General features: G+C 57.6%; 40 protein-coding genes and 1 tRNA gene. 33 read left to right on the top strand and 8 right to left on the bottom strand.

What is annotated here, in order from left to right; genetic code table 11:
* Positions 1–6: 6 nt before the first annotated feature.
* Positions 7–903: a prephenate/arogenate dehydrogenase gene (locus DXY38_RS04975; RefSeq protein ID WP_371410989.1), complete on the bottom strand. Its 897-nt coding sequence runs from the start codon at positions 901–903 to the stop codon at positions 7–9.
* A 66-nt stretch (positions 904–969) separates the two neighbouring features.
* Between DXY38_RS04975 and DXY38_RS04970 the strand changes: the two genes are divergently transcribed.
* From DXY38_RS04970 to DXY38_RS04960, 3 genes are all read left to right on the top strand, one after another.
* Positions 970–2424 carry a helicase gene (locus tag DXY38_RS04970; protein WP_115070699.1) on the top strand — a complete coding sequence of 485 codons (1455 nt, stop codon included), beginning with the start codon at positions 970–972 and terminating at the stop codon, positions 2422–2424.
* A 41-nt stretch (positions 2425–2465) separates the two neighbouring features.
* Positions 2466–2705 (top strand): DUF2839 domain-containing protein, encoded by a 240-nt coding sequence (locus tag DXY38_RS04965; RefSeq protein WP_115070698.1) that lies wholly within the window; start codon positions 2466–2468, stop codon positions 2703–2705.
* An 89-nt stretch (positions 2706–2794) separates the two neighbouring features.
* A complete protein-coding gene (locus DXY38_RS04960) occupies positions 2795–3145 on the top strand; it encodes a DUF1815 family protein (RefSeq protein WP_115070697.1) in 351 nt (116 codons plus the stop codon).
* Here DXY38_RS04960 and recA read toward each other — a convergent pair.
* The 6 genes from recA to DXY38_RS04930 form a co-directional block, all read right to left on the bottom strand.
* Positions 3142–4290 carry a recombinase RecA gene (gene recA / locus DXY38_RS04955; protein WP_006854833.1) on the bottom strand — a complete coding sequence of 383 codons (1149 nt, stop codon included), beginning with the start codon at positions 4288–4290 and terminating at the stop codon, positions 3142–3144. The genes DXY38_RS04960 and recA overlap by 4 nt on opposite strands.
* A gap of 153 nt (positions 4291–4443) precedes the next feature.
* Entirely contained in the window at positions 4444–5208 is a 765-nt protein-coding gene (locus DXY38_RS04950) for an HAD family hydrolase (RefSeq protein ID WP_115070696.1), read from the bottom strand.
* Positions 5209–5224: 16 nt separating this feature from the next.
* A tRNA-Gln gene (locus DXY38_RS04945) sits at positions 5225–5296 on the bottom strand.
* A gap of 107 nt (positions 5297–5403) precedes the next feature.
* Positions 5404–7035 carry an AAA family ATPase gene (locus DXY38_RS04940; protein ID WP_115070695.1) on the bottom strand — a complete coding sequence of 544 codons (1632 nt, stop codon included), beginning with the start codon at positions 7033–7035 and terminating at the stop codon, positions 5404–5406.
* A gap of 66 nt (positions 7036–7101) precedes the next feature.
* Positions 7102–8133, bottom strand: a complete 1032-nt coding sequence (locus DXY38_RS04935; RefSeq protein WP_115070694.1) for an LdpA C-terminal domain-containing domain — start codon at positions 8131–8133, stop codon at positions 7102–7104.
* An 8-nt stretch (positions 8134–8141) separates the two neighbouring features.
* Positions 8142–8603 carry an NAD(P)H-quinone oxidoreductase subunit N gene (locus DXY38_RS04930; protein ID WP_006854829.1) on the bottom strand — a complete coding sequence of 154 codons (462 nt, stop codon included), beginning with the start codon at positions 8601–8603 and terminating at the stop codon, positions 8142–8144.
* Positions 8604–8992: 389 nt separating this feature from the next.
* Here DXY38_RS04930 and rplC point away from each other — a divergent pair, with 389 nt between their 5' ends.
* From rplC to prfA, 30 genes are all read left to right on the top strand, one after another.
* On the top strand, positions 8993–9649 hold the full coding sequence (rplC, locus tag DXY38_RS04925; RefSeq protein ID WP_115070693.1) for a 50S ribosomal protein L3: 657 nt from the start codon (positions 8993–8995) through the stop codon (positions 9647–9649).
* The gene (rplD, locus tag DXY38_RS04920) at positions 9649–10284 is read left to right on the top strand and encodes a 50S ribosomal protein L4 (RefSeq protein WP_115070692.1); all 636 of its coding nucleotides are present in this window, start codon (positions 9649–9651) and stop codon (positions 10282–10284) included. The genes rplC and rplD overlap by 1 nt, the downstream gene beginning before the upstream one ends.
* Complete coding sequence (locus DXY38_RS04915) at positions 10277–10579, top strand: 50S ribosomal protein L23 (RefSeq protein ID WP_006854826.1); 303 nt, start codon at positions 10277–10279, stop codon at positions 10577–10579. Before rplD ends, DXY38_RS04915 begins: the two co-directional genes overlap by 8 nt.
* Before the next feature lie 15 nt (positions 10580–10594).
* Complete coding sequence (gene rplB / locus DXY38_RS04910; protein ID WP_006854825.1) at positions 10595–11458, top strand: 50S ribosomal protein L2; 864 nt, start codon at positions 10595–10597, stop codon at positions 11456–11458.
* A 35-nt stretch (positions 11459–11493) separates the two neighbouring features.
* Positions 11494–11769: a 30S ribosomal protein S19 gene (rpsS, locus tag DXY38_RS04905; RefSeq protein WP_006854824.1), complete on the top strand. Its 276-nt coding sequence runs from the start codon at positions 11494–11496 to the stop codon at positions 11767–11769.
* A gap of 4 nt (positions 11770–11773) precedes the next feature.
* Entirely contained in the window at positions 11774–12139 is a 366-nt protein-coding gene (rplV, locus tag DXY38_RS04900; protein ID WP_115070691.1) for a 50S ribosomal protein L22, read from the top strand.
* 21 nt (positions 12140–12160) lie between these two features.
* Positions 12161–12892, top strand: a complete 732-nt coding sequence (gene rpsC, locus DXY38_RS04895; RefSeq protein WP_006854822.1) for a 30S ribosomal protein S3 — start codon at positions 12161–12163, stop codon at positions 12890–12892.
* Between the two features lie 16 nt (positions 12893–12908).
* Positions 12909–13376 (top strand): 50S ribosomal protein L16, encoded by a 468-nt coding sequence (rplP, locus tag DXY38_RS04890; RefSeq protein ID WP_006854821.1) that lies wholly within the window; start codon positions 12909–12911, stop codon positions 13374–13376.
* A gap of 2 nt (positions 13377–13378) precedes the next feature.
* Positions 13379–13588 (top strand): 50S ribosomal protein L29, encoded by a 210-nt coding sequence (gene rpmC / locus DXY38_RS04885; RefSeq protein ID WP_006854820.1) that lies wholly within the window; start codon positions 13379–13381, stop codon positions 13586–13588.
* A gap of 19 nt (positions 13589–13607) precedes the next feature.
* Entirely contained in the window at positions 13608–13874 is a 267-nt protein-coding gene (gene rpsQ, locus DXY38_RS04880) for a 30S ribosomal protein S17 (RefSeq protein WP_006854819.1), read from the top strand.
* On the top strand, positions 13871–14236 hold the full coding sequence (gene rplN, locus DXY38_RS04875; protein WP_006854818.1) for a 50S ribosomal protein L14: 366 nt from the start codon (positions 13871–13873) through the stop codon (positions 14234–14236). The genes rpsQ and rplN overlap by 4 nt, the downstream gene beginning before the upstream one ends.
* 1 nt (position 14237) lies before the next feature.
* Positions 14238–14594: a 50S ribosomal protein L24 gene (rplX, locus tag DXY38_RS04870; protein ID WP_115070690.1), complete on the top strand. Its 357-nt coding sequence runs from the start codon at positions 14238–14240 to the stop codon at positions 14592–14594.
* A gap of 49 nt (positions 14595–14643) precedes the next feature.
* Positions 14644–15183, top strand: a complete 540-nt coding sequence (gene rplE / locus DXY38_RS04865; RefSeq protein WP_006854816.1) for a 50S ribosomal protein L5 — start codon at positions 14644–14646, stop codon at positions 15181–15183.
* Between the two features lie 19 nt (positions 15184–15202).
* On the top strand, positions 15203–15604 hold the full coding sequence (gene rpsH, locus DXY38_RS04860; protein ID WP_006854815.1) for a 30S ribosomal protein S8: 402 nt from the start codon (positions 15203–15205) through the stop codon (positions 15602–15604).
* A 15-nt stretch (positions 15605–15619) separates the two neighbouring features.
* Positions 15620–16159: a 50S ribosomal protein L6 gene (rplF, locus tag DXY38_RS04855; RefSeq protein WP_006854814.1), complete on the top strand. Its 540-nt coding sequence runs from the start codon at positions 15620–15622 to the stop codon at positions 16157–16159.
* Positions 16160–16192: 33 nt separating this feature from the next.
* Complete coding sequence (gene rplR / locus DXY38_RS04850; RefSeq protein ID WP_006854813.1) at positions 16193–16561, top strand: 50S ribosomal protein L18; 369 nt, start codon at positions 16193–16195, stop codon at positions 16559–16561.
* 13 nt (positions 16562–16574) lie between these two features.
* A complete protein-coding gene (rpsE, locus tag DXY38_RS04845; protein WP_038014840.1) occupies positions 16575–17228 on the top strand; it encodes a 30S ribosomal protein S5 in 654 nt (217 codons plus the stop codon).
* An 8-nt stretch (positions 17229–17236) separates the two neighbouring features.
* Complete coding sequence (rplO, locus tag DXY38_RS04840) at positions 17237–17689, top strand: 50S ribosomal protein L15 (RefSeq protein ID WP_006854811.1); 453 nt, start codon at positions 17237–17239, stop codon at positions 17687–17689.
* Between the two features lie 109 nt (positions 17690–17798).
* Positions 17799–19118 carry a preprotein translocase subunit SecY gene (gene secY / locus DXY38_RS04835; RefSeq protein ID WP_115070689.1) on the top strand — a complete coding sequence of 440 codons (1320 nt, stop codon included), beginning with the start codon at positions 17799–17801 and terminating at the stop codon, positions 19116–19118.
* A gap of 30 nt (positions 19119–19148) precedes the next feature.
* Positions 19149–19700, top strand: a complete 552-nt coding sequence (locus tag DXY38_RS04830) for an adenylate kinase (protein WP_115070688.1) — start codon at positions 19149–19151, stop codon at positions 19698–19700.
* A 47-nt stretch (positions 19701–19747) separates the two neighbouring features.
* A complete protein-coding gene (gene rpmJ, locus DXY38_RS04825) occupies positions 19748–19861 on the top strand; it encodes a 50S ribosomal protein L36 (RefSeq protein ID WP_011618382.1) in 114 nt (37 codons plus the stop codon).
* 74 nt (positions 19862–19935) lie between these two features.
* Positions 19936–20301 carry a 30S ribosomal protein S13 gene (gene rpsM, locus DXY38_RS04820; protein ID WP_006854808.1) on the top strand — a complete coding sequence of 122 codons (366 nt, stop codon included), beginning with the start codon at positions 19936–19938 and terminating at the stop codon, positions 20299–20301.
* A 66-nt stretch (positions 20302–20367) separates the two neighbouring features.
* Positions 20368–20760: a 30S ribosomal protein S11 gene (rpsK, locus tag DXY38_RS04815; RefSeq protein WP_006854807.1), complete on the top strand. Its 393-nt coding sequence runs from the start codon at positions 20368–20370 to the stop codon at positions 20758–20760.
* 50 nt (positions 20761–20810) lie between these two features.
* Positions 20811–21749 carry a DNA-directed RNA polymerase subunit alpha gene (locus tag DXY38_RS04810; RefSeq protein WP_115070687.1) on the top strand — a complete coding sequence of 313 codons (939 nt, stop codon included), beginning with the start codon at positions 20811–20813 and terminating at the stop codon, positions 21747–21749.
* Positions 21750–21780: 31 nt separating this feature from the next.
* A complete protein-coding gene (gene rplQ, locus DXY38_RS04805; RefSeq protein WP_006854805.1) occupies positions 21781–22131 on the top strand; it encodes a 50S ribosomal protein L17 in 351 nt (116 codons plus the stop codon).
* A gap of 35 nt (positions 22132–22166) precedes the next feature.
* The gene (gene truA, locus DXY38_RS04800; RefSeq protein WP_170952857.1) at positions 22167–23057 is read left to right on the top strand and encodes a tRNA pseudouridine(38-40) synthase TruA; all 891 of its coding nucleotides are present in this window, start codon (positions 22167–22169) and stop codon (positions 23055–23057) included.
* 169 nt (positions 23058–23226) lie between these two features.
* Positions 23227–23679, top strand: a complete 453-nt coding sequence (gene rplM / locus DXY38_RS04795) for a 50S ribosomal protein L13 (RefSeq protein WP_006854802.1) — start codon at positions 23227–23229, stop codon at positions 23677–23679.
* On the top strand, positions 23676–24083 hold the full coding sequence (rpsI, locus tag DXY38_RS04790) for a 30S ribosomal protein S9 (RefSeq protein WP_006854801.1): 408 nt from the start codon (positions 23676–23678) through the stop codon (positions 24081–24083). The genes rplM and rpsI overlap by 4 nt, the downstream gene beginning before the upstream one ends.
* 33 nt (positions 24084–24116) lie before the next feature.
* On the top strand, positions 24117–24383 hold the full coding sequence (gene rpmE, locus DXY38_RS04785; RefSeq protein ID WP_115070685.1) for a 50S ribosomal protein L31: 267 nt from the start codon (positions 24117–24119) through the stop codon (positions 24381–24383).
* 101 nt (positions 24384–24484) lie between these two features.
* Positions 24485–25579 (top strand): peptide chain release factor 1, encoded by a 1095-nt coding sequence (gene prfA, locus DXY38_RS04780; protein WP_006854799.1) that lies wholly within the window; start codon positions 24485–24487, stop codon positions 25577–25579.
* Positions 25580–25590: 11 nt separating this feature from the next.
* Here the strand turns inward: prfA and DXY38_RS04775 are convergent, their stop codons facing one another.
* Positions 25591–26091 (bottom strand): HNH endonuclease, encoded by a 501-nt coding sequence (locus DXY38_RS04775; RefSeq protein WP_006854798.1) that lies wholly within the window; start codon positions 26089–26091, stop codon positions 25591–25593.
* Between the last annotated feature and the right edge of the window lie 69 nt (positions 26092–26160).

The following is a 26160-nucleotide window of genomic DNA, read 5'->3' as shown; positions in this document are numbered from 1 at the left end:
CCTCCGCTACTCCGAAAGGAACTGCGGTCGTAGCGACTGCGTTTTTTCCAGCTCTTTCTCGAGCTGAGCCCAATGCCCCTCAAGGATCGCTTCTTCCAGCTGCTCCAAACTCCAGCGATAAGCCGCTAGGGAGCGAAGCACCGCTTTCGTGTTGTGCGCCGCCATGGCAGTTCCTAAAGCCGGGTTGCCACCCCCCACTCGGCTCGTATCGGCAAAACCGCTCGATGCCAAGGTCCTCGCCAGATCCAGCACAGCAGGATCCCGTTCTTCTCCTACCGCCCGCAATAAAGCAGCACTCACGATGACGGGTAGATGGGAGATCAGCGCCACGGCTTGGTCATGACGGGCCGCATCAGCTGTGAGCCAATGACTACCGAGCCGCAAGGCCAACTGGTGGATCAGCTCAAGCGCCTCTGGATCCGTCGCAGACTCAGGTGTTGACACCCAAGGACGGCCACAAAAAAGTCCTGGAAAACCAGAATCAACCCCTGCTTGAGCCGTTCCCGCCATGGGATGACTCCCCACAAAGCGCGGATGAAGATCGCGCCAAACCGCTAGGACCTCTGCCTTCACAGAGCCCACATCAGTGACCACCGCCTGCTCTGGGAGGGCCTTCAGCAGGCTCTCTTCCGGTGCCAGCAACAAGGCCAAGGGGAGGGCCAGGATCACCAGGTCGCAATCTTGAAGACAGCTGGGATCCGTGCTCACCAGTGGGGCAAGCCCTCTGCTGCGGGCCCGTTCAGCGGTGACTTCACGGTGAACCAGGCCTTGCACCTCAACCCCTTGTTGGCTGAGGTCAAGGGCGATCGAACCACCGATCAAGCCCATCCCCACCACGCCGACGCGCTGGATCGACCACGGCTGCACCGCTTGCCCCTGATCCATCGGATCGATCTCGCTCATTCACCCATGTTGATCGATCGATCCGCATGAACCAAACCCATTCAGGGCACTGCTTAGGCTCCTTGGATGCTGGAAGTCCAAGCCCATCAGCAGCTCAAGCAACTTCTCCATCTCGAGGAGATGCCATGGGAGCACCATCTGACGCTTAGCCGTCTGATCGGTCGCAGCTTGCGCAGACAAGATCGCACCCGCATCCGGTTATCTGCGGGTGAGCGGGATCGCTGGTGGCTGGGGTTGCTCGTTCCTCTTTGCCTGCATTCCGAAGACTGTGTGCTGGTGCTCGATGAACGCCAACGGCAGCGCTTCCTTCAAGTGGAACTGCCCCGTCTTCGCCAGGGTGGCCTAAGGCTTGCCTGTTGGAGAGGCAGCTCTGCTCCCCCCGGGTCACAACTCTGGCTGCTCTCTCCGGCCGAACTGGTCAACGTTCACCGCCAAGGCGGCTTCAAACCTTCGCATCAGTTGATCATTCCTGAAGCGGAATCGTTGGCGCACCACCTGCGCCAAGCGATGGGGCTCACCATCGCAACCCAGGATTGGGATCGGTTGCGTCAGGCCTACCCAACAGCGGGTCCTGCGCTCCTCGACATACACGAGCGCCTCAGCCGCCAATTGTTCGCCGCCTCCAGCCGATCCAGTTGCGAGCTGCCCATGCCAAGCAGCGCATTGGTGAGCCTGCGCGACTTAATCGGTTTGCTTGGGCCTGCGCCAGAGCCCTGGACTGAGTTGTTAACGCTCCAGAGTTCGCAATGGGCCAGCTGGGCGCATCTCGACCACCACCTGCTGCAATGGACTTGGACGCTTCAACCCCTAGAACCGCTGCAAACGCTTCGTTCTCTGCTGGAGCAACACCCTTCGATTCTTCTGCAAACGGATGGTGTATCCCTGGAGCGGCCCAGGCATACCGCTGAACGGACGCCAGAGTCAGAGGCCGTGGTGGACATCCAGCTCCACGATCGAATGCACACGGAACCGCTGCGGTTGTTCGCCCCCAGACGGCAACCGTTACCGAATACGGCGATCTATGCGGAGCATCTGCTCGATCAATGTCGGCGCTTGATTCTTGGGCGTCGCGGACTGACCCTGGTCCTCCTGGACGATCCAGGGCTAAGGCAAAAACTCACCAGCGAGCTCGCTGGAGAATTTGGCAGCAGAGTGATTCATCAAGGCACAGCACCGGAAGCCAATGGAGTGATCTGCTGCAGTTGGTCGTGGTGGATGAACCATCAGAACCAGCTACCGGCCTTGGATCAGCTCATCGTTGCCCTGCTTCCTGTCTCCAGCTTGGAAGATCCGCTCACGGCTGCTCGGGTGGAATCGTTGAAAATGCTCGGGAGGGATTGGTTCCGTGACTTACTTCTGCCGGAAGCGCTAGCAAAGCTGGTTCCAGCGATCGCGCCCTTAAGGCAGAGCGGCGGACGGCTGGCCATTTTGGATGGGAGGGTCCGTGCACGGAGCTGGGGCAAGCAGGTCCTGCGCGCCCTCGAACCCTGGTCTCCCCTCCAGAGGCTGTTGCCGGACTGACACCCTCTCTAGTCTTGATATCTGCCAATCAGCCTGCCTCGATGGGAGAAGCTCGACGTCGCAACAGCCAGGGACTACCTCCCAAGCAACGCAAATCTGACCCCAAGGACAGCGAGCGAATCGTTGCTTGGTTGCCGTTAAACCGCAGCCAATCCCAGCAATTTGTTGCCCTCACAACCCGGGGAGCCTGGATCGGAATTGGAGGGCTGGTGGTGTTTTGGATCGTGGTGCGCTTCATCGGACCGGCGGCGGGCTGGTGGACGCTGGCAGACATGCCCTAACGCTTCAGCCGAAAGCCGCCCAACCAGAAGGCGCTCAACAAAAGCCCGGCCAAAACCTTTAGAATTCCTAAAGGTTTCCTGAACCCGTGATGTTTTCACGCCTTGCCGATCAGTACCGCACCGTCGTTCAAGACTTGGTCATGAGCCTTCATGCCCTTGCTTCAAGTCTTCAAAAGCAAGGGATCGTCGCCACCTGCTACAGCTGCGATGACGGCCAAGGCCACGACGGCCATGGCGCATCGTTCGTAGCCGAACTCGGGGATCAACACCTCGTGCGTTTTCTTGTCTCCGATTTCGGGATCAGCTGGGTTGAATCCCGCAATGGACGAGAACTCGTGAAATTTGAGGGCGCTGAAGCCATTCAGGAGCTTCAACGCATCGCTACCACCATTCAGGAGCGCGCCACCACGGGCAGCACTCCTGAAACCGCCAGCCGTTAAGCAGCCCCATCAACAGCGGACTTTTTATCCGTGTCAGCCGGTTTCGCCGCCGGCTTGGCTGCAGCTGACCGGGCCGCCGCAGCCAAAGGACGCATCGAATTCGCCGTCACTTCCGATCCTTCGGTCAACTTCTGACGCACAAGCACTTCGATGGCCTCCTTGGCATCAGGGTTTTGCTCGAGCCAGCCGATGGTGTTGTCACGACCTTGGCCAATGTTGTCGCCCTCGTAGCTGTACCAGGCCCCTTTGCGCGTCACCACACCCGTTTCCTCGGCCAAGTCGAGAACACATCCGAGCGTGCTGATCCCACGCCCAAACAAAATATCGAACTCAGCAATGCGAAACGGAGGTGCCACCTTGTTTTTCGCCACCTTGACCTTCGCCCGAATGCCGTACTCCTCAGTGCCACGCTTCAGGGTTTGAATCCGGCGAATATCGAGTCTTACCGAGGCGTAAAACTTCAGTGCATTGCCGCCAGTGGTGGTTTCGGGATTGCCGTAGGTCACTCCGATCTTCAAGCGAAGCTGGTTCAGGAAGATCACGGTGCAACCTGACTTGCCAATGTTGCCAGTGATCTTGCGCATGGCTTGGCTCATCAGGCGCGCTTGCGCTCCAACCGCCAAATCCCCCATTTCCCCCTCAATCTCAGCGCGAGGTGTCAGCGCAGCAACCGAGTCGACCACCACAATGTCGACCGCAGCAGAGCGAACCAACTGATCGACGATCTCAAGCGCCATCTCACCCGTATCCGGCTGAGAGACGAGCAGATTTTCGATGTCAACGCCGAGAGAAGCCGCATAGACAGGATCAAGGGCGTGCTCGGCATCGACGAAGGCCGCCACCCCTCCACGCTTTTGCACCTCAGCGATGGCATGAAGCGTGAGCGTGGTTTTTCCTGAACTTTCAGGCCCATAGACCTCTACCACTCGCCCCTTGGGGTACCCACCACCAAGGGCTAGATCCAGAGTGAGAGCCCCCGTGGAGATGGTTTCCACCCGCATTCGGGAGGCATCTCCCAAACGCATGATCGAACCCTTCCCAAAATTTCGCTCGATTTGACCGAGCACAAGGTCCAAGGCCTTGTCCTTTTCCCCTGGACGGGGATTTCCTTGGGAGGACTGAGCGGCTTTCACGTCGGCTGGCATAGCAATGAACAGTTAAGGAGCAAACAGGTGCCGCAGGTCGCCGATTCAGCCGGCGGGAGACCCGCAAACTGAAGTCGACTCAACACTGGACAGATCATCCAGTGCCCCGGCCAACGCCACTTGTCTCATCTAGTACACATGTACGTTATCGAATCAGGGCCAGATCGCCAAGGGGGCTGCGAATTGGCTGGCCGAAAGCAAATCCAGCCCTTCCGGCAACCCCTCTCGGTCCGCCGGACGCAGGTATCCCCAATCGGCCAAAAAGCACTGCAGCCCTTCTAGCCCTGGAGTCTCCAACACCGCTTCAAGGGTGACCCGCCGATCTTCCACAAACCCCCTCAGTGCCCATTCACGGCGCAATCGCACCAATACCTCAGGCTTTGGCCCGGACTCTCTGCCATCAAGGCGTACAGGTCGAAGCTGGAAAGCATCAAGCAACTCGGCCGTGAAATCACGCCCTTTTGTGGTGAGCACTGACCAAGCCACCCCCTCCTCCTCCAAGCGCGACAAACGCTCCGGCACCCCCTCAAACGGCTGATGCAATGCCACCCAGCCGGAACGATCAGCAGACACGGCCTGACGACGAACGCGTTCCAGGGAGTCTTGAAGCAGCGGTGGCTTCCATCCAAACCGATGGAGACCGGCTTGGAGCTGCTGGTCATAATCAGCGGCAAAAGCATCGACACCAAGACGCTGCAACGGTCCATCGGACTCTTGAAGCAAGGCAGCGATCAGGACCATCTCCCAGCCGTGGTGAACCCATGGACGCAACTGACGGAAACTGTTCGGTGTTTGCTCCGGCAGGAGCGCCCCCTGGAGCAAGGATCGGCAAGCTGCTCGGGAACTCGACCAGTATTCGTCCATCCCGTCGAGGATCACCCCGTCGAAATCGAAAACGAGGAGAGGCTGTAGTGACACCGGGAATCCGGAAAAACTGGGCCGCTAGGATTCGAACCTAGGAATGGCGAGACCAAAACCCGCTGCCTTACCGCTTGGCGACGGCCCATTAACCCCAGCTCAGCACCACCAAACTGGTGGTCCCTGCTAGTGCATACATAGTTACCCACAACATAGTGACCTTCGTCAATCCACCTCTCACAACGAATCCCTGATTCAAGGTGGAAACACTCTCAGTCGCCGCTGACCACTGGTGCCATACACATCGCTACGAAGGCGGTAGCGCGTAACGAGCTCTGCCTGCATTTGGCGCACATCGTCGTTGCGGGGAAGCAGCTCCACGGGACGGCCTTGCGGAACCACCACCTGCTCAACGGCCAGACGGCACTCCTCAAGAGCAGCAGAGGCATCGGACTGATCACCAGAGTCCGCAGAGTCTCGATCGCTCACTCCATGATCACGGCGCATCAACAAACGCTCCAAGGCCCTCTCCACTTGAGGGAGGGTGTCGGATTTGATCACCAAGATGGGAACGCCTGCGTCTCTCGCTTGACGACGCAGCTCAGGTTGACGGCCAAGTCCTTGGCGAACGCTCAGCACCACATCGGCCTGCACGAGATCATCCACCGCTTGCACAGCCCAGTCATGTCGGCGAACCGCTTCATCAAGCCGTTGCTCGCTCAGGCCACAACAGAGAACCTGAAGCAGCGCTGACGGCGCCTGAGGCTCCTTTAACGCTGACGGTGCAGACCCCTTCTCCACGGGTTGAAGTGGGTTTGGATCAACAGGATCTGGAAGCGGGACCGGCGCCAAGAAAGGGCGACGCAAGGGCGAAGCAGACACCTGGGGGTCAACGCGCAGAACGCGTCCATCGGAAGCCATCTTCCGCTCTTCAGGGCTGGGAACATGCCCGCGCAGCAAGGCATCAACCGCTCGTCCCACCTCTCGATACACGGCCCAGCAACTACGACTGTGTATCTCAACGGCCATTGAGAAGGTCGGTTCCGCCGCCCGCTCAAGCACCGTTTTCTGACTGCGACGACGACGCGCCTCATCGTCGCCCAGGGTGACGGATTCAATGCCACCAATGAGATCGCACAGGGTTGGATTTTTAATCAGGTTGGACAGGGCATTGCCGTGCGCTGTCGCCACCAACGTCACCCCCCGTTCCGCGATCGTGCGGGCTGCACGCGCTTCCAACTCGGTGCCGATTTCGTCAATCACGATCACCTCAGGCATGTGGTTTTCCACGGCCTCGATCATCACGTGATGCTGAAGCTCTGGGCGTGCCACCTGCATGCGCCGCGCTCGACCAATCGCAGGGTGGGGGATATCGCCATCCCCCGCTATTTCATTGCTGGTGTCGATCACCACAACACGCTTCCCCAGATCATCGGAGAGAACGCGAGCGATCTCGCGCAAAGCCGTTGTCTTCCCGACCCCGGGCCGGCCCATCAGAAGCAAGGACTCACCGCTATCGAGAAGATCGCGCACCATCGCCACCGTCCCGAACACCGCGCGACCAACGCGGCAGGTCAAACCCACCACCTCCCCTCGGCGGTTACGGATGGCACTGATCCGATGCAAGGTTCGCTCAATGCCCGCCCTGTTATCAGAGCCAAACTGGCCGAGACGTTCCACCATCGCCTGCAGATCGGCGCGCGTAATGGTGCTGCTTCCAAGGGGGGTGGACCCACCTGAATATCGAGCTTCTGGAACACGTCCAAGGTCGAGAACCACCTCGAGCAGTTGGTCTCTGGACTCCGGGGAAGCCAACGAGGCTTGAAGCTCTGCTGGAAGCAAAGAAACAAGTCGGTTTAAGTCGTCGGTAATGCGCTCGGTCGTCATGGCTCAGCCGGCCAGCAGTCGGACCGAAAACAGTCATAGCAAGAGGAACAGGAGGTTGGAGTGCGATCAGCTACGCCGCAACCAGGGAGCAATCAACAGGCGAGCAGCTTGCAGAGACTGAGCCCAGCCATCCGGCCAGTCGCGCAAACGACATCCCCGGTCTTGCGCCGCTTGAAAAAAGGGCTGCACCAGCGCCCTCGCCACCCCACCAAAAGCAACACCAGCAGGTCCCATCGCTCCCCCTTGGGATGGCAGCAATCCAACCGTTGCTGTATTGGTCCCACCAGCCAACTGCAAAGGACCAGGCGGCGCCAAGGGCTGAAGCCGCTCCCACAAACCAACGGCGGCACGGGCCGTCCCAACCCCAAGATCACCGCTCATGGGACGACCATCAAGCTGCCAAAGCGGGCGTTGTTGGTGCGCACGCAAGGCTTGATGGCGCTGCCACAGTTCTCTGGAAAGCGACTCCACCGTGACGTGATGGCCTTCCAGTCCACAACTCACTGACAGCCGCCTCAGGGGGACATCCGCGAGACGAACCTGTTCCAGTGTTGCCTCAAAAGCATGCATGCGCCCTGGCGCCGTATGTATTTCCAAAGCATCGGGACGCAAGGATTGAAGAAGGGAAGCCAAGTCATGCAGGCCCACCCGACGATCCAAGGATTGAATGATTTGGGGCGGGCATGCCGGCCAACAGCGACCGCACCCGTAGCAAAGCCGTTCATCAACGCCGACACCTGCCCGGATGGCATCGGCTGGACACACGCGCTCACAAGGCCGTGAGCAATCTGGGGGGCACAGGTCTGGATCAAAAACCGCCTTGCGGAAATGGGCATCATGTCCGTCACTCACACTCACCATCAACCAGGGGCGTCGTCTGGTGCGCTCCCAGGCCCAGTCGAGTCCCTCACGAGCAGCACACACAACGGCAGCGTCTGCAGCCACGTCCACGCAGTGAACGCCTGCAACAGCGAAGAGCGCGCAAAGATCTCCGATCGTGGCCAAATCTTGGTTACTGGCGCCGCAGATCAACTTGACCCAGGATCCATTCGCCAGAGCGAGCTCACCCGGATCCGCTCTCTGCAGAGCAGTGGTCACGGTGGAATTCAGTTGTTCAGAAGCTCATTCATGGGTTGCCAACGAAGGCTTCGCGCGCCTCCCATTTCAACCACCACTTTCAAACGAGGCTCTCGACGACATAGATCACACAGGGCTGACAGTTCTGAGCGCGATAGAACTTGGCCTTCGAGCAGCCATAACGCAACCGGCTTCGTGCCCAACATCGCTTCACCAAGGAGTGGCATCACCTCCTGAACCTCCCCCACAGCGGCACCGCGGCCAACGCTTTGATGCCCGAGGTGGGGCGGACGAATGCCATGTTTTTGGAATAAAAACACCTCTGGATCGCCCAGACCGCGGGCAGAGGAAAGCTGCGTGCGATACCCAGCTCCGCGCAATCGGCGCAACAAACGCGTTTCAGCACCACCCTCGAGGGGCGCAAACACAGCCATGCACCCTGCCGACTCCAGCTCACGGCGGAAACCACGACCAGACAGCAGCAGCGGCATGAAATTGGATCGAATAACAGGATTCTGGCAGTTAAACGCCACCAGTTAGTGACTTGATCGCAATGCTGTAGTGTCTTTGTTTGCACTGTTGAACTGTGCCCGTCCGCTAGCCGGGCCTCCAGATCGCAGAGCAGGTTCGGCGTTTGCGCCGGATCCCTAGGCCAGAGCAGCCTCACCAATTCATTGGTGGCACTGCCGAGAAACTCACCGAGCAAACCATTGCACGGAAAGTCTCAGCCAGCTGATTCGCTCGCTAGCTCCAATCCGCCTTCTTGTTCGCCATTGGCGAGAGGACGACGGTCATGACTGCGTTAATACGATCAGCGCCCTTTTAGGCCTCTTCATTCCTTTGTGAATAAGCGGTTGTTCACGCTGGCGTTCTTACCTCCATGTCTATCGGCATTCTTGGGAAGAAATTGGGCATGTCCCAATTCTTCGACGAGCAAGGAAAAGCCGTTCCGGTCACATTGATCGAAGCGGGTCCTTGCCGCATCACCCAGCTCAAAAGTTCAGACACTGACGGCTACCAAGCCGTACAGATTGGCTTTGGCGACATTCGCGAAAAGCTGATCAATAAGCCTGCGAAAGGCCATCTCGCCAAATCCGGCGAAGATCTCCTTCGCCACCTCTGTGAATACCGCGTCGACGATCTCGACGGGATTCAGGTGGGTGGCGCCATCACCGTTGGTGATTTCGCGGCTGGTCAAAAAGTAGACGTCAGTGGCGACACCATGGGTCGTGGCTTTGCTGGTCTGCAAAAGCGCCATGGTTTCAGTCGTGGTCCTATGACGCACGGCTCCAAAAATCATCGCCAACCCGGTTCGATCGGTGCCGGCACAACGCCAGGCAGGATCTATCCAGGCAAGCGGATGTCCGGTCGCTACGGCGGCAAAAAAATCACCACCCGTGGTTTGACGATCCTGAAAATTGACAGCGATCGCAACCTTCTGGTGGTGAAAGGTTCTGTTCCCGGGAAACCAGGTTCATTGCTGAACATCCGTCCCGCAAACCGGGTGGGCGCCAAGCCCGCTAAAGGAGGTAAGTGATGGCTAACTGCATCGTTCGCGATTGGCAAGGGAAAGAAGCTGGCAAGGCAAGCCTTGACTTGAAGGTTGCCAAGGAAACCAGTGCCCTTGACCTGATGCATCGCGCAGTGCTGCGTCAGCAGGCTCATAGCCGCCAAGGCACCGCAAGCACCCTGACCCGATCAGAGGTGAGAGGTGGTGGACGCAAGCCCTACAAACAAAAAGGTACGGGCCGCGCACGCCAGGGATCTGTTCGCACTCCACTGCGTCCAGGTGGCGGCATCATTTTTGGACCGAAGCCCCGGTCCTACAACCTTGCGATGAACCGTAAGGAACGTCGTTCAGCCCTTCGTACCGCCCTCATGGCGCGTATTGAGGATCTTGTGGTGGTGAAGGATTTCGCCACCACGCTGACGACTCCGAAGACCAAAGAGATCATCGATGCTCTGGGGAGACTTGACGTTTCTGCCACGAGCAAGGTTTTGATCATCCTCACCAATCCTTCCGAAGCGGTGCAACGCTCCATTCGGAACTTGGAGACCGTGAAGCTGATCGCAGCCGACCAACTCAACGTCTTCGATCTGCTCCACGCCAACAAACTGGTTGTGGGCGAGGACGCTCTCGCAAAGATTCAGGAGGTCTACGGCGATGACTGAGCGCTTCACCGGACGTCTGGCCGATGTGATCCGCCGCCCGCTGATCACTGAAAAGGCCACCCGTGCATTGGAACAAAACCAATACACGTTTGAGGTGGACCATCGCGCCGCCAAGCCCGACATCAAAGCTGCAATCGAGCAGCTCTTCGATGTCAAGGTCACGGGCATTAGCACCATGAATCCTCCTCGCAGGAGTCGTCGTATCGGCCGTTTTGCCGGTAAGCGCGCTCAAGTGAAGAAAGCCGTGGTGCGCCTGGCCGAGGGCAACTCCATCCAACTCTTCCCTGAGTCCTGAGGGGGCTGAATCGTCATGGCAATTCGTACTTTCCGCCCTTACACCCCCGGTACCAGAACCCGGGTGGTCACAGACTTCAGTGAAGTCACCGGCCGCAAGCCGGAACGCTCCTTGGTGGTCTCCAAACACCGCCGCAAAGGACGCAACAATCGCGGTGTTATCACCTGCCGCCATCGCGGTGGTGGTCACAAACGCCTCTATCGCTTGGTCGACTTCCGTCGCAACAAGCATGGTGTTACCGCCAAAGTGGCCGCGATTCACTACGACCCCCACCGCAATGCGCGGTTGGCCCTGCTCTTTTACGCCGATGGCGAGAAGCGCTACATCCTGGCCCCAGCTGGGATCAGCATCGGCCAAACGGTGGTTTCAGGCACGGATGCACCGATCGAGATCGGCAATGCCATGCCGCTCTCAGCCGTCCCACTCGGTTCCAGTGTTCATTGCGTCGAGCTTTATGCCGGTCGCGGTGGTCAGATGGTTCGTACCGCAGGTGCGAGTGCTCAGGTGATGGCCAAGGAGGGTGATTACGTCGCCCTCAAGCTCCCCTCCACCGAGGTGCGCCTCGTGAGGCGTGAGTGCTTCGCCACTCTTGGCGAAGTCGGCAACGCCGAAATTCGCAACACCAGCTTGGGCAAGGCTGGTCGCCGCCGTTGGCTGGGGCGTCGTCCCCAGGTCCGAGGCAGCGTGATGAACCCTTGCGATCACCCTCATGGTGGTGGTGAAGGCCGTGCTCCTATCGGGCGCTCGGGACCTGTCACTCCATGGGGCAAACCCGCCTTGGGCCTAAAAACCCGCAAGCGGAATAAGCCCAGCAACAAGTTCGTCCTCCGGAAACGTCGCAAGACGTCCAAGCGGAGCCGTGGCGGACGCGATTCCTGATGTCACTCACCGCTTTGCAGTTCGCTTAATCCGCCATGGGACGTTCTCTCAAAAAAGGCCCATTTATTGCTGACAGCCTTCTTCGCAAGGTTGAAAAGCAAAACGCCGCTGACGACAAGTCAGTGATCAAGACGTGGTCCAGGGCCTCCACAATTTTGCCGATGATGATCGGCCATACCATCGCCGTTCACAACGGCAGAACCCACGTTCCAGTCTTCGTGACTGAGCAAATGGTGGGGCACAAGTTGGGTGAATTCGCACCCACACGCACCTTTAAGGGCCACATCAAAGACAAGAAAGGAGGCCGCTGAGACCATGACAACGTCATCCCCAACGGCAACCACTGCCCAAGCGCACGGCCGCTTTATCCGCGGCTCCGTATCCAAGGTGCGCCGTGTTCTCGATCAAATCCGTGGTCGCACTTACCGCGACGCGCTGATCATGCTCGAGTTCATGCCCTACCGCTCCACCGGTCCGATCACGAAAGTGCTTCGTTCCGCTGTAGCCAATGCTGAGCACAACCTCGGACTTGACCCAGCAACCCTGATCATTTCCCAGGCCACCGCTGACATGGGTCCATCCATGAAGCGGTATCGGCCCCGCGCTCAAGGTCGCGCCTACGCGATCAAAAAACAGACCTGCCACATCAGCATTGCTGTGGCAGGTCAGACCGACTCCTGACCCCCCGAGCACACCGTCTGAATGGGACACAAAATCCATCCAACCGGCTTACGCCTGGGGATCACCCAGGAGCACCGGTCACGCTGGTACGCATCCAGCAAAAATTATCCCGCCCTCCTGCAAGAGGACGATCGAATTCGCAAATTCATCCACAAGAAATACGGCTCTGCTGGCATCAGCGATGTGCTGATCGCCCGCAAGGCTGATCAACTTGAGGTTGAGCTCAAAACTGCACGCCCCGGTGTGCTGGTTGGCCGTCAAGGCAGCGGAATCGAAGATCTTCGCAGCGGCATTCAAAAAACCGTCGGTGACTCGAGCCGTCAGGTTCGAATCAACGTGGTTGAAGTCGAGCGCGTGGACGCTGACGCATTCCTTCTCGCTGAGTACATCGCTCAGCAACTCGAGAAACGCGTGGCCTTCCGCCGCACCATCCGCATGGCCGTTCAGCGCGCTCAACGAGCCGGCGTCCTTGGCCTAAAAATCCAAGTCAGCGGCCGTCTCAATGGCGCAGAAATCGCTCGTACTGAATGGACGCGAGAAGGACGTGTGCCCTTGCACACCCTTCGCGCCGAAATTGATTACGCCACCAAAGTGGCCAGCACGACCTATGGCGTTCTGGGCATCAAGGTTTGGGTCTTCAAGGGAGAAGTTTTGAGCGACGACTCCCAACAGCAGATCCCGGTGGGAGCCAATCCCCGCCGTCGGGCCGGTCGTAGGCCCCAACAGTTCGAAGACCGCTCAAACGAGGGTTGAACCGGAGGCCTAAACCATGCTGAGTCCCAAAAGAGTCAAATTCCGCAAACAACAGCGAGGCCGCATGCGCGGTGTCGCCACCAGAGGTAACACCATTGCCTTTGGTGAGTTTGCCTTGCAAGCCCAAGAATGCGGCTGGATCACTTCGCGTCAAATCGAAGCCAGCCGACGTGCCATGACCCGCTACGTCAAACGTGGTGGAAAAATCTGGATTCGAATCTTTCCGGACAAGCCCGTCACCATGCGCCCCGCTGAAACCCGTATGGGTTCCGGTAAGGGCAACCCAGAATTCTGGGTTGCGGTGATCAAGCCCGGCAGGATTCTGTTCGAGATGGGCGGTGAAGAAATCACCCCTGAGATTGCGAAGGAAGCCATGCGCCTAGCGCAATACAAGCTCCCGATCAAAACAAAGTTCATCGCACTCGATGAACAGGAACAGCCAGCCGGCACCAAGGCTGCTGCTACTTCAACCGTGGAGTCCTGACCATGGCACGTCCTACAGCAACAGATCTGCGCCAATTGTCTGACGCAGATGTCACCGAACAAATTGACGGCCTCCGCCGCGAATTGTTCGAACTCCGATTCCAGCAGGCCACCCGCCAGCTGGGCAACACGCACCGCTTCAAGGAGAGCCGTCTCAAACTGGCTCAGTTGCTGACGGTGCAATCGGAGCGCAAGCGCTCCGCTGCTTCCTGATCCTTAAGGAGAACCTTCCATGGCACTCAAAGAAAGGGTCGGCACCGTCGTCAGCGACAAGATGGACAAAACGGTGGTTGTGGCGGTGGAGAACCGCTTCCCCCACCCCATCTATCAAAAGACGGTCAGCCGCACCACCCGCTACAAAGCCCACGATGAAGACAACGCCTGTCGCGTCGGTGACCGTGTCCGAATTACCGAGACACGTCCACTCAGCCGCCACAAGCGCTGGGCCATTGCTGAAGTCCTCAGTCAAAGCCCTAAAGCTGAGGAGGTCTCCAAATGATTCAGCAGGAAACATTCCTCACGGTTGCTGATAACAGTGGCGCCAAACGGATCCAATGCATTCGCGTTCTCGGCACCAATCGCCGCTACGCACACGTTGGTGATGTAATCGTGGCCACGGTGAAGGATGCGATGCCCAACATGGGTGTCAAAAAGTCCGACATCGTCAAAGCCGTTGTGGTTCGGACCAAAGCCACGATGCGTCGCGATACGGGTAACTCCATTCGTTTTGATGACAACGCAGCCGTGATCATCAACGACGACAAAAATCCCAAAGGCACTCGCGTCTTTGGACCTGTCGCCCGTGAATTGCGTGAACGCAGTTTCACCAAAATCGTGTCCCTCGCTCCGGAGGTGATCTGAAATGGCTACCGCAACATCCAAATCAGCCCCAGCTGAGCGCATCAAGATGCGCCTTCGCAAAGGTGACACCGTTCAGGTGATTGCCGGCAAAGACAAAGGCAAAACAGGAGAAGTCCTGCGCACTTTTCCAAACGAAAACCGGGTGATCGTGGAGGGACTCAATATGAGAACCCGTCACGTCAAGCCAACCCAGGAAGGTGAAACTGGACGAATTGTCACTGAAGAAGCATCCCTGCATGCTTCCAACGTGATGTTCTATTCCACAACCAAAAAGGTTGCCAGTCGCATTGAACTGATTACCGAAAAAGACGGCAGCAAAAAGCGCCGCCTTAAGAAAACAGGCGAAGTGATCGACTGATCACCTCAATCGCTCTTCTGACCAAGCCCAGAAGTCCTTTCCCCCAGCCATGTCACTAAAACAGCGCTATCGGGAGACCATTCAGCCAAAATTGCTGAAAGATTTGAGTCTCTCCAACATTCATGAAGTTCCCAAGGTGCTGAAAGTCACCGTTAACCGCGGACTCGGCGAAGCAGCCACCAATGCAAAGTCTCTCGAGGCTTCGGTGAACGAATTGGCCCAAATCACAGGCCAAAAAGTTGTCATCACCAGAGCCAAGAAAGCCATTGCAGCTTTCAAAATCCGCCAGGGAATGCCGATTGGATGTGCTGTCACCCTCCGGGGTGATCGCATGTATGCGTTTCTAGAACGCTTCATCAACTTGGCGCTGCCCCGCATTCGGGATTTTCGAGGCGTTAGCCCGAAAAGCTTCGATGGCCGTGGGAATTACACCGTGGGAGTTAGAGAGCAAATCATTTTCCCTGAGATCTCTTTCGACAAGATCGACGCCATCAGAGGCATGGACATCACAATCGTGACGTCTGCCCGCACGGATGAAGAGGGCCGGGCCCTCCTCCGCGAGATGGGAATGCCATTCCGCAGCAACTGAGCCCCCCTCGGAAACCACTATGGCTAATCACGACCCAATTTCCGACATGCTCACTCGCATCCGCAATGCGAGTGAAAAACGTCACGAGTCCACAAAAGTTCCAGCTTCTCGCATGTCCCGCAGCATTGCCAAAGTGCTGCAACAAGAGGGATTTATCGCTGAAATCAGCGAGCAAGGCGAGGGTGTCCGCACCGAATTGGTGCTGGAGCTCAAGTACAGCGGCAAACACCGCCAACCCACCATTCGCTCCATGCAACGGGTCAGCAAGCCTGGCCTTCGCATTTACAAAAACACGCGCGGCCTGCCCAAGGTCCTCGGAGGACTAGGGGTAGCCATCATCTCCACCTCCAAGGGTGTGATGAGCGACCGCGACGCCCGCAAGCAAGGCGTGGGCGGCGAAGTGCTCTGCTACGTCTATTGACCCGGAACCTGAACCATGTCACGTATTGGTAAAAATCCAATCCCCATTCCCGACAAGGTGAATGTCACACTCGACGGCCTCGCCGTCACTGTGAAGGGGCCCAAGGGTGAGCTCAAACGCACCCTTCCTGTTGGTGTGAGCGTTAACCAGGTGGATAACTCCATCGTGGTGGCACCCACCAGCACAAAACGCAGTTCCCGTGAACGCCACGGTCTGTGCAGAACTCTCGTCGCCAACATGGTGATCGGAGTGAGTCAGGGCTACTCCAAAAAGCTGGAGATCGTTGGCGTGGGCTCCCGAGCCCAGGTCAAAGGCAAAACCCTTGTGGTGAGCGCTGGCTACAGCCACCCCGTTGAAATGGTGCCCCCTGAAGGCATCACCTTCGCGGTGGAAGGCAACACCAACGTCACCGTTTCAGGCACCGACAAGGAATTGGTTGGCAATGAAGCCGCCAAGATCCGCGCCATCCGTCCTCCCGAGCCTTACAAAGGCAAAGGAATTAAATATGCGGGCGAGCGCATCCTGCGTAAGGCAGGCAAGTCGGGCAAGAAGTAATTCCCTGCCAGACACCCTTCAGCTTTACCCACCATGTCGACCCTCTCCCGCAAACAGCAGACCCAGAAACGCCACAGGCGTCTGCGTCGCCATCTCAGTGGCACTGCCGATCGTCCCAGACTGGCCGTGTTTCGCTCCAACAGTCACATCTACGCTCAGTTGATCGACGACGATGCGCAGAGCACCCTGTGTTCTGCGTCAACGCTCGACAAAGATCTGCGATCCAGCCTCAAAGCTGATGGCAGCAGCTGTGATGCCTCCGGTGCCGTTGGCGACTTAGTGGCCAAACGTGCCATCGCCAAAGGCATCCAACAAGTTGTCTTCGATCGAGGCGGCAACCTGTACCACGGCCGAGTGAAAGCTCTTGCCGATGCCGCCCGGGAAGCGGGCCTTCAGTTCTGATCCTGCTCTCACTATGACGACCGAACCCAACAACCAGACCACCTCCAACGACGTGCCATCGGCTTCTGACGTTCCGGCAGCAGCTGAAGGTCAAGGCCAACAACAGGAGCAGCGCCGCGGAGGCGGAGGCGGCCGCGGTGACCGTCGCGGCGGTCGCGGCGACCGTCGCCGTGGCCAAGAACGTGATTCCGAATGGCAAGAGCGCGTTGTGCAGATCCGCAGGGTCTCCAAAACCGTGAAGGGCGGCAAAAAGATGAGCTTTCGCGCCATCGTTGTTGTCGGCAACGAACGCGGTCAGGTCGGCGTTGGTGTCGGCAAGGCCGGCGATGTCATCGGTGCGGTTCGCAAGGGAGTTGCTGATGGCAAAAAGCACTTGGTGAAAGTGCCTCTGACCCGCCACAACTCGATCCCGACCCTGTCGAATGGTCGTGACGGCGCAGCGAGTGTTCTCATTCGTCCCGCCGCACCTGGTACCGGTGTAATTGCCGGTGGATCCATCCGCACGGTGCTCGAACTCGCAGGCATTAAAAATGTCTTGGCGAAACGCCTAGGAAGCAAAACCCCTCTTAATAACGCTCGGGCTGCCATGGTGGCCCTGCAACTTCTCCGCACCCACAAGGAGACAGCCAAGGAACGGGGGATCTCCCTCGAGCAGATCTACTCCTGATTTCCCCCATGACTCTCAGACTCGACTCTCTCAAACCCAACAAAGGTGCTCGTCGGCGCAAATTGCGTAAGGGCCGTGGTATTGCAGCCGGTCAGGGTGCTAGTTGCGGTTTCGGTATGCGCGGACAAAAGTCCCGCTCAGGCCGTCCCACCCGTCCTGGATTTGAAGGCGGCCAGATGCCGCTTTATCGCCGGGTGCCGAAGCTCAAGCATTTCACCCTGATCAATCCGAAGTCATTCACCGTTCTGAACGTGAGTGCTCTGAACGACATCAAGGCTGGCAGCACCGTCAATCTCGACTCGCTCGTCAAAGATGGCATTGTCACCAGCCCTAAGAGTCCCCTCAAGATTCTTGGCAACGGTGAATTGAAAGCCAAGCTCACCGTTCAGGCAGCGGCCTTTACGGCCTCTGCTCGCGCCAAAATCGAAGCCGCCGGTGGGACCTGCGAGGTTCTCGACTGATCTCGCCAATACGATCTGCTCCGCGCAGATCTAAGGTCTGAGCCGTCCCACTGGATTCCGGTCCTGGGACGGCTTTGCTGCATCAGCCCCATTCTTTTCTTCCTTCTCCATGCTTGTCAGTCGGGGACGCAACCCCAGCGCCACTGAAGTGATTACCCAGTTGGTGCAGAACCCTGAGCTGCGCGGCCGGGTTCTCACAACCTTGGGGTTGCTCATGCTTGTCAGGCTGGGGATCTACATCCCCATGCCTGGGATCGATCGCGTTGCCTTTGAACAATTTATTGAGCAGGGAGGAACACTCATTGGCTTCCTTGACATTTTCACTGGAGGCGGAATCTCCACCCTTGGGGTGTTTGCCCTAGGCATCCTGCCTTTCATTAACGCCTCGATCATCATCCAACTGCTCACAGCGTCGCTCCCCCAACTCGAGGACCTACAGAAAAACGAAGGCGAGGCTGGTCGGCGAAAAATCGCCCAAATCACTCGCTATGTGGCGCTGGGCTGGGGAACGGTGCAAAGCGTCATTTTTGCGATGATCCTGCGCCAATACGCCGTTGAAGGATTAAGCGACGTCGTCTTTGTCGTCCAAACAGCGCTGGCCTTGGTGACAGGCTCGATGATCGTGATGTGGCTCAGTGAAGTGATCACGGAACGAGGCATCGGACAGGGGGCCTCCCTTGTGATCTTTTTGAATATCGTCGCCACCCTCCCGAAGGCCTTGGGGTCAACGATTGAGAAGGCTCAGACAGGAGACCGAGGAGATGTTGTCGGGATCATTGTGCTCGTCTTGGTTTTCCTAATCACCATTGTTGGAATCATCTTTGTTCAGGAAGGCGCTAGACGCTTACCCATCGTCAGTGCCAAGCGCCAGGTAGGGGGGACAGCGCTCCTCCCAAGTCGTCAGAGCTATCTCCCCCTCAAGCTCAATGCCGGTGGCGTGATGCCGATTATTTTCGCGTCAGCGCTGATCTTTTTGCCGATCACGATCGCGAACGTCACCAATAATCCAATCCTGATTCGAGCGGCGAGCGCCTTAAATCCGGGCGCAGCCAATCCATGGCCTTACGCGCTCGTGTTCTTCTCCCTGATTTTGGGATTCGCCTATTTCTATTCATCGCTCTCTCTCAATCCGAGTGACATTGCCACCAACCTCAAACGAGGCGGAGTTGCCATCCCAGGAGTGAGGCCTGGTAGTGCAACAGCTGCCTATCTGGAGGGGGTTAAAAATAGATTGACCCTTCTTGGCGGACTTTTCCTTGGCGCTGTGGCCATTATTCCCTCAGCCGTTGAGAGGGCCACGGGAGTCACAACCTTCCAAGGGCTTGGTGCCACCTCACTTCTGATCCTCGTTGGTGTCGCGATCGACACCGCCAAGCAAGTTCAGACCTACGTGATCTCCCAGCGCTACGAAGGACTTGTTCGCCAATAAGGCATTCACAATCCAGTCAATCCAATTTCCATGAAACAACGACTGCTTTTCTTAGGCCCTCCCGGCGCTGGAAAAGGAACCCAAGCGGCACTGTTATGTGATCGTCATGGCTTACGTCACCTCTCCACTGGTGATCTTCTTCGCGCGGAAGTGTCGGCGGGAACCGAACTGGGCAAAGAAGCCGAAACCGTGATGAATCGTGGAGAGCTGGTGAGCGACGCGCTCGTGCTAGCCATCGTGAAAGCCCAGCTTGGAGCCCTGAATGGTCAGGGATGGTTGTTGGATGGATTCCCACGCAATGTTGCCCAGGCTGAAGCGCTCGATCCGCTCCTCAAGGAGCTCAACCAACCCATCGAAGCCGTCGTGCTTCTTGAGCTAGATGACGCCGTCCTGATCGAACGCTTGTTATCCAGGGGGCGAGACGACGACAACGAAGCCGTGATCCGCAATCGACTCGTGGTTTATGCAGACAAAACCGAGCCCCTGATTGATCATTACCGACAGCGGGGTCTGCTGCAATCGGTGGAAGCCCATGGCAGCATCGAAGCGATCACTGAGCGCATCGAAGGTGTTCTTTCCTAGGTCGCTGTGGTAAATTCGCTGTTTGGAATTTTGGAGAGCCACACCCCATGAAGGTGCGCGCCTCGGTCAAGAAAATGTGTGAAAAGTGCCGGGTGATTCGTCGCCACGGCCGGGTGATGGTGATCTGCCCAAACCCTAAGCACAAGCAGCGCCAGGGATGATCCCTCGCTCCACACTCTGACCGCATCATTCGCTGCCAACAGGCGGCAACTGTCCCCCCTCGATTATTTGCTCAGTGGCAAGGATTGCTGGTGTTGACATTCCCCGCGACAAGCGGATCGAAGTCGCACTTACTTACATCTACGGAATCGGCTCAACTCGGGCCAAGACCATCCTCACCAAAGCCGGAGTCAACCCTGACATCCGCGTGAAGGATCTCGAGGACAACGATGTGCAGAAACTGCGCAACGCCACTGAGTCCTTCACAATCGAGGGAGATCTACGGCGTCAAGAGGGCATGGCCCTCAAGCGCCTGCAAGACATTGGTTGCCTGCGTGGGCGTCGTCATCGGATGAGCCTTCCCGTGCGCGGTCAACGCACCCGCACCAACGCCCGCACCCGCCGTGGCGCCAGGAAGACCGTGGCCGGCAAGAAGAAATAAGCCTGCCCGATTCAATCGGTCTCTCTCTTCATTCATTACAGCCCTACCCCCCTCAGGCTCTAGCCCATGGCCAAGCCCGCAAAGAAATCAGGCCCCAAAAAGGCCAAGCGCAACGTCCCCAACGGAGTTGCCCACATTCAAAGCACGTTCAACAACACGATCGTGTCCATTACAGACACCACCGGAGAAGTTATCTCCTGGTCGTCTGCTGGAGCCAGTGGGTTTAAAGGGGCTCGCAAGGGCACCCCGTTTGCTGCACAGACCGCAGCAGAAGCTGCCGCTCGCCGCGCTCTCGAGCAAGGCATGCGTCAAATTGAAGTCCTTGTTCGTGGACCTGGTTCCGGACGGGAAACAGCCATTCGCGCTCTTCAAGTTGCTGGCTTGGAGATCACCCTGATCCGCGATGTGACTCCCCTACCCCACAACGGGTGCCGCCGCTCCAAGCGGCGTCGTGTCTGAAGATCTCAGCGAATTAGCCCAGGCCCACTTCACTCTCTCCGCTTCAGCCCGTGTTGCAATACCAGATCGACCGTATCGAGCATCAGATCACAGATGATCGCTCGCAGACCGGTGTTTTTCTCATCGGTCCCCTCGAGCGTGGTCAAGCAACGACTCTCGGGAACTCCCTCCGACGGATGCTCATGGGCAACCTCGAGGGCACAGCCGTTACCGCTGTCCGCATTGCTGGAGTTAATCACGAGTACGCCACCATTCCAGGTGTGCGCGAAGACGTGCTTGACATTCTCCTCAACTGCAAGCAACTCACGGTTAATAGCCGTACAGACGTACTGGAAATCGGCCGTCTGATCGTCTCGGGGCCTGCAACCGTAAAAGCCAAGGACTTGCAGTTCTCATCCCAAGTACAAGTGGTGGATGGTGAGCGTCCGATTGCCACTGTCAGCGAAGGGCACAGCCTCGAACTGGAAGTTCATGTTGAGCGCGGCGTCGGCTATCGCCCTGTTGATCGCCATAACGAAGACACGAGCGCCATTGATCTCCTTCAGATCGATGCTGTGTTTATGCCTGTTCACCGCGTGAATTTCACGACGGATGAAACCGCTGTTGCCGAGGGTGGATCTGCCCGCGAACGACTCCGCATGGAAGTCGTGACCGATGGATCGATGACCCCGGATGACGCGATTGCCCAGGCTGCCAATCAGCTCATTGAGCTGTTCCAGCCTCTTGCCACCGTCACCATGGTGGAAGAGCCAGGGATAGAGCCTGAGCCTTCTGCCGAAGCTCAAATCCCCCTCGAAGAGCTTAATCTTTCTGTTCGGGCTTACAACTGTCTTAAGCGCGCCCAGGTGAATTCAGTCTCTGACCTGATGGGTTTCAGTTACGAAGATCTTCTCGAGATCAAAAACTTTGGCTCGAAGTCAGCTGATGAAGTGATCGAAGCTCTCGAGCGCATCGGCATTTCGATCCCCCAAAGTCGCACTAGCGTCTGACCCCTCCTTCCTTCAGTTTTCTCTTAGAACCATGCGCCACCAATGTCGAGTTCCCCTGCTGGGCCGCCCGGCTGACCAACGCAAGGCGTTGCTTCGCGGACTCACAACACAGCTCATCCGCGAAGGCCGGGTGACGACAACCAAAGCAAGAGCCAAGGCTCTGCGTGATGAAGCCGAACGGATGATCACGTTGGCCAAGAACGGAAGTCTCGCCTCCAGGCGTCGCGTTCTGGGCTATGTCTACGACAAGCAGTTGGTCCACGCCCTCTTCGACAAGGCCCCAACGCGCTACGGCGATCGGAACGGCGGATACACCCGCATCACCCGCACGGTGCCTCGGCGTGGCGACAACGCTGAGATGGCCATTATTGAGCTGGTCTGATTCACCCAATCAACACAGCTTCATCCGTGTTGCCTGTGGCCCTAAATCCCTCGTCTGAGGCTGAAAGTCCAATTCTTCAGAGAATTGCGATCAGCTTGCAGTACGAGGGATCTTTTTTTTGTGGTTGGCAGCGTCAGACCCAAGGACGGGGTCAGAGCGTGCAGGCCGTTCTGGAAAAAGCCATTGCAGCCCTCGATCCACACCGACCCGTTAAGGCCATCGCCGCGGGGCGAACCGATGCCGGTGTTCATGCTTCAGGCCAAGTTGTCCACTTTGACTGCAGTGGGCCGATACCAGCGAGTCGCTGGGCACCAGCACTGAATGGGCGCCTGCCTGGGAGCATCCGTGTGCGCGAAGCCATCGAGCGCCCTCTGACTTGGCATGCTTGCTATTCGGCCATCTATCGGCGCTACCGATACACGATTTATAACGGCCGCCGGCCCAATTTATTTTTGGCTCCCTGGAGTTGGCATCGCTACCAGAGGCGACTCGATGAGCAAGCGATGGCGCAAGCGCTCTCTGCATTGAAAGGAGAGCATGATTTCGCGGCCTTTCAACGCGCAGGCAGCCGCCGATCTCATTCAAGGACAACTATCCAAGACGTCAACATTGAGCGAGACGGCGATCTCTTATGCGTGGAGATTCAGGCCAGCGGCTTCCTCTATGGAATGGTTCGACTCCTGATGGGGCAACTCATCTCCGTCGGCGAACACCGCCTCACCCCGCAAAGATTTGAACAGCGTTGGCGGGAACGTCGTCGAGACGAAGTGCGAGAAGCCGCCCCACCCCATGGCCTCTGCCTGCTGCGAGCTGGATACCCGGAGGATCTATTCAGCAAAGGTGGCTGGTACGATTGCCAACCGCGGTTTGCTTTGGCGACGTGCGATCCTCCTCCGGATCCTCCGCCTTGGCCGCAAAACCAATAAGCCCATTGCCTGAGGAAGCCCGCTGCCCCGGTCTAGGAATCAAAAACCAAGACCAGTGACAAGGTAAACTCGATCTTTGAGCTTTGATCAGATCACTCAAGTGATCTGATGCTCCCTGCCCAGCTCCGCCGCTTGCGACGGGGTATACGAGAACCGGCATGCCGGCGCGATGAACAAGACCTCCGTTCCCTCCATTGATTCGATCGACCGCCAGTGGTATCTGGTTGACGCAGAGAATCAAACCCTCGGTCGCCTAGCGACTGAAGTGGCTGCTGTGCTGCGTGGAAAAAACAAAGCCAGCTTCACTCCTCACCTCGACACTGGCGATTTTGTCATCGTGGTGAATGCGGACAAGATCCGAGTTTCAGGCAAGAAGCCCCAGCAGAAGCTGTATCGCCGTCACTCAGGCCGTCCAGGTGGCATGAAGGTTGAAACCTTCGAGCACCTCCAGGAGCGTCTTCCAGAGCGCATCGTTGAGAAAGCGATCAAAGGGATGCTTCCCCACAACGCCCTGGGCCGCCAGTTGTTCCGCAAACTCAAGGTTTACAAGGGCACCGAGCATCCCCATGCCGCCCAGCAACCCAAGACCCTTCAGCTCGACCCTGCCGCTTCCGCACAATGAGTAGCTCAAACAACGCCGTCGTTTATTGGGGCACAGGTCGCCGCAAGACCTCCGTCGCCCGTGTTCGCTTGGTTCCCGGCAATGGCACGATCACCATTAATGGACGCCCTGGCGACAACTATCTGAATTACAACCCCGCCTACTTGGCTGCGGTGAAAGCCCCTCTTCAGACCCTGGGACTCAGCACCGAGTACGACGTTCTTGTGAACGTGCGCGGCGGTGGCCTGACAGGTCAGGCGGATGCCATTAAGCAAGGAGCTGCACGAGCACTCTGCGAACTCTCGGTCGATAACCGCAAGCCACTCAAAACCGAAGGACATCTCAGCCGAGATCCTCGTGCGAAGGAACGTCGCAAGTACGGACTGAAGAAAGCACGTAAAGCGCCTCAGTTCTCCAAGCGCTGATTTTCACCAGATCACCCATTTTTTTGTTTTCCCATGCCTAAGCCCGACATTCACCCAACCTGGTATCCGGATGCAAAGGTGATTTGCAACGGTGAAGTTGTCATGACCACCGGCTCCACCCAGCCTGAAATCAATGTTGATGTCTGGAGTGGAAACCATCCATTCTTTACCGGCACGCAGAAGATTCTCGACACCGAAGGCCGTGTGGATCGCTTCATGCGCAAGTACGGCATGGGCAGTGTTAACAACACCACCTCCGAGACAAAGGACGCCAAAGACGAGACTTCCAAAGAGTCCTGAGCGCTCATAACGCCCATCAGTTCCCGGAACTCGTGAGCCCAACCTCCTCTCGCAGAACGTGTCTGCGCTTGGGGGTTTTTTGATTACTGCTCCCTGAGGGGATGGACACAACAACTCTGATCAGTCGCTTGGAAGCGGCAACCAGCAGCTTCCACAATTTGGAGCGACAGCTGGCAGATCCCGATGTGGCCGCTGACCCACAGCGGCTAGAAACCATTGCCCGTGAGCGTTCACGCCTGGAACCTCTGGTTCTCGATTACACCAGCCTTCAGAAGGTAGAAGCCGAGCAAGTTCAAGCCAAAAGCCTGCTGAAAGAAAGCCGTGGTGATGCAGCCATGGAAGAGTTGGCCCAACAGGAGCTTCAAGAACTCGATCGCCACCATGCCGATCTGATTCAAAGGATCACCCTGGCTTTGTTGCCAAAGGATCCCAGAGACGAGCGCAGCGTGATGCTGGAAATCCGTGCTGGGGCTGGTGGAGATGAAGCCTGTCTTTGGGCTGGAGACTTAGCGCGCATGTATGAGCGCTTCAGCAGTCGACGGGGATGGAGTGTGAAACCGGTTAGCGCGAACGAAGCTGATTTAGGTGGCTACAAAGAATTGATTCTTTCGGTGAAGGGGGATGCCGTCTTCAGCGAACTGAAATTTGAAGCCGGCGTGCATCGGGTGCAAAGGGTGCCCTCCACAGAATCCCAAGGACGGGTTCACACCTCGACAGCCACGGTTGCCGTGATGCCAGAGGCTGATCCGGTTGAAGTGGAGATCGACCCCCGCGACCTGGACATCAGCACCGCCAGGTCGGGCGGCGCCGGCGGCCAAAACGTCAACAAAGTCGAAACGGCGGTTGACCTGATGCACAAACCAACCGGCATCAGGGTGTTTTGCACCCAGGAGCGCTCGCAAATGCAAAACCGCGAACGCGCCCTCGAGATTCTGCGCGCCAAGCTCTACGAACGCCAACTTGCTGAGGCCAATGCCAGCGAACGATCAGCTAGGCGCGCCCAAGTGGGCACGGGGGATCGCAGTGAAAAAATCCGCACTTACAACGCCAAAGACAACCGGATGACAGATCACCGGCTCGGACGCAACTTCAGTCTTGATCCCGTACTGGAGGGTCAAATGGATGATGTCATCGATGCCTGCATCGCCGAAGAACAACGAGGCAAACTCGCCGACCTCAGCGAACAGGCTGATTGAACGGAGATCGATTAAGCACCGATCACATACTTGGCCCATTCGAGATAGCGACCAGAGTCGATCTGGCGTACGGCTTCAAAGCTGAGGCTGCTATGCGGACGACGTGGCACACGATTGAGGGGCATCCCCGCCTCCTCAGGCGTTCGGCTGCCCTTGCGAACATTGCAGCTCAAGCAAGCGGTGGTGATGTTGTCCCAACTATCACCACCGCCACGGCTGCGGGGCATGACGTGATCGATGGAGAGCTGCTCCGTGCGCGAGCCGCAGTACTGACAGCAATGGTTGTCCCTCTGAAACACGTTTCGACGCGTCAAGGGAAGTTGGCGAAAAGGCACCCTTACGAACTGAACAAGACGGATCACCGTCGGCAGATGGGTGCCTTGACGGATCAACTTGCTTTGGTCGTGCTCCAATCCTTCCGCTTTTCCTTTCATCAACATCACCATGGCTCGCCGCCAAGTTGTGATGTTCAGGGGTTCATAGGAGGCGTTGAGAACCAGAACTTGGCCCATTCCAACCCTCCAATAATGGGCATGCTATCGAGAATCACAGGGACGTCTCTGTGATCTTCACTACCCTGC

The organism is Synechococcus sp. UW179B (assembly GCF_900474245.1).
Lineage (GTDB): Bacteria > Cyanobacteriota > Cyanobacteriia > PCC-6307 > Cyanobiaceae > Synechococcus_C.
Note: the sequence above shows the minus strand (reverse complement) of the source record. Positions and strands in the feature narration are given on the sequence as shown.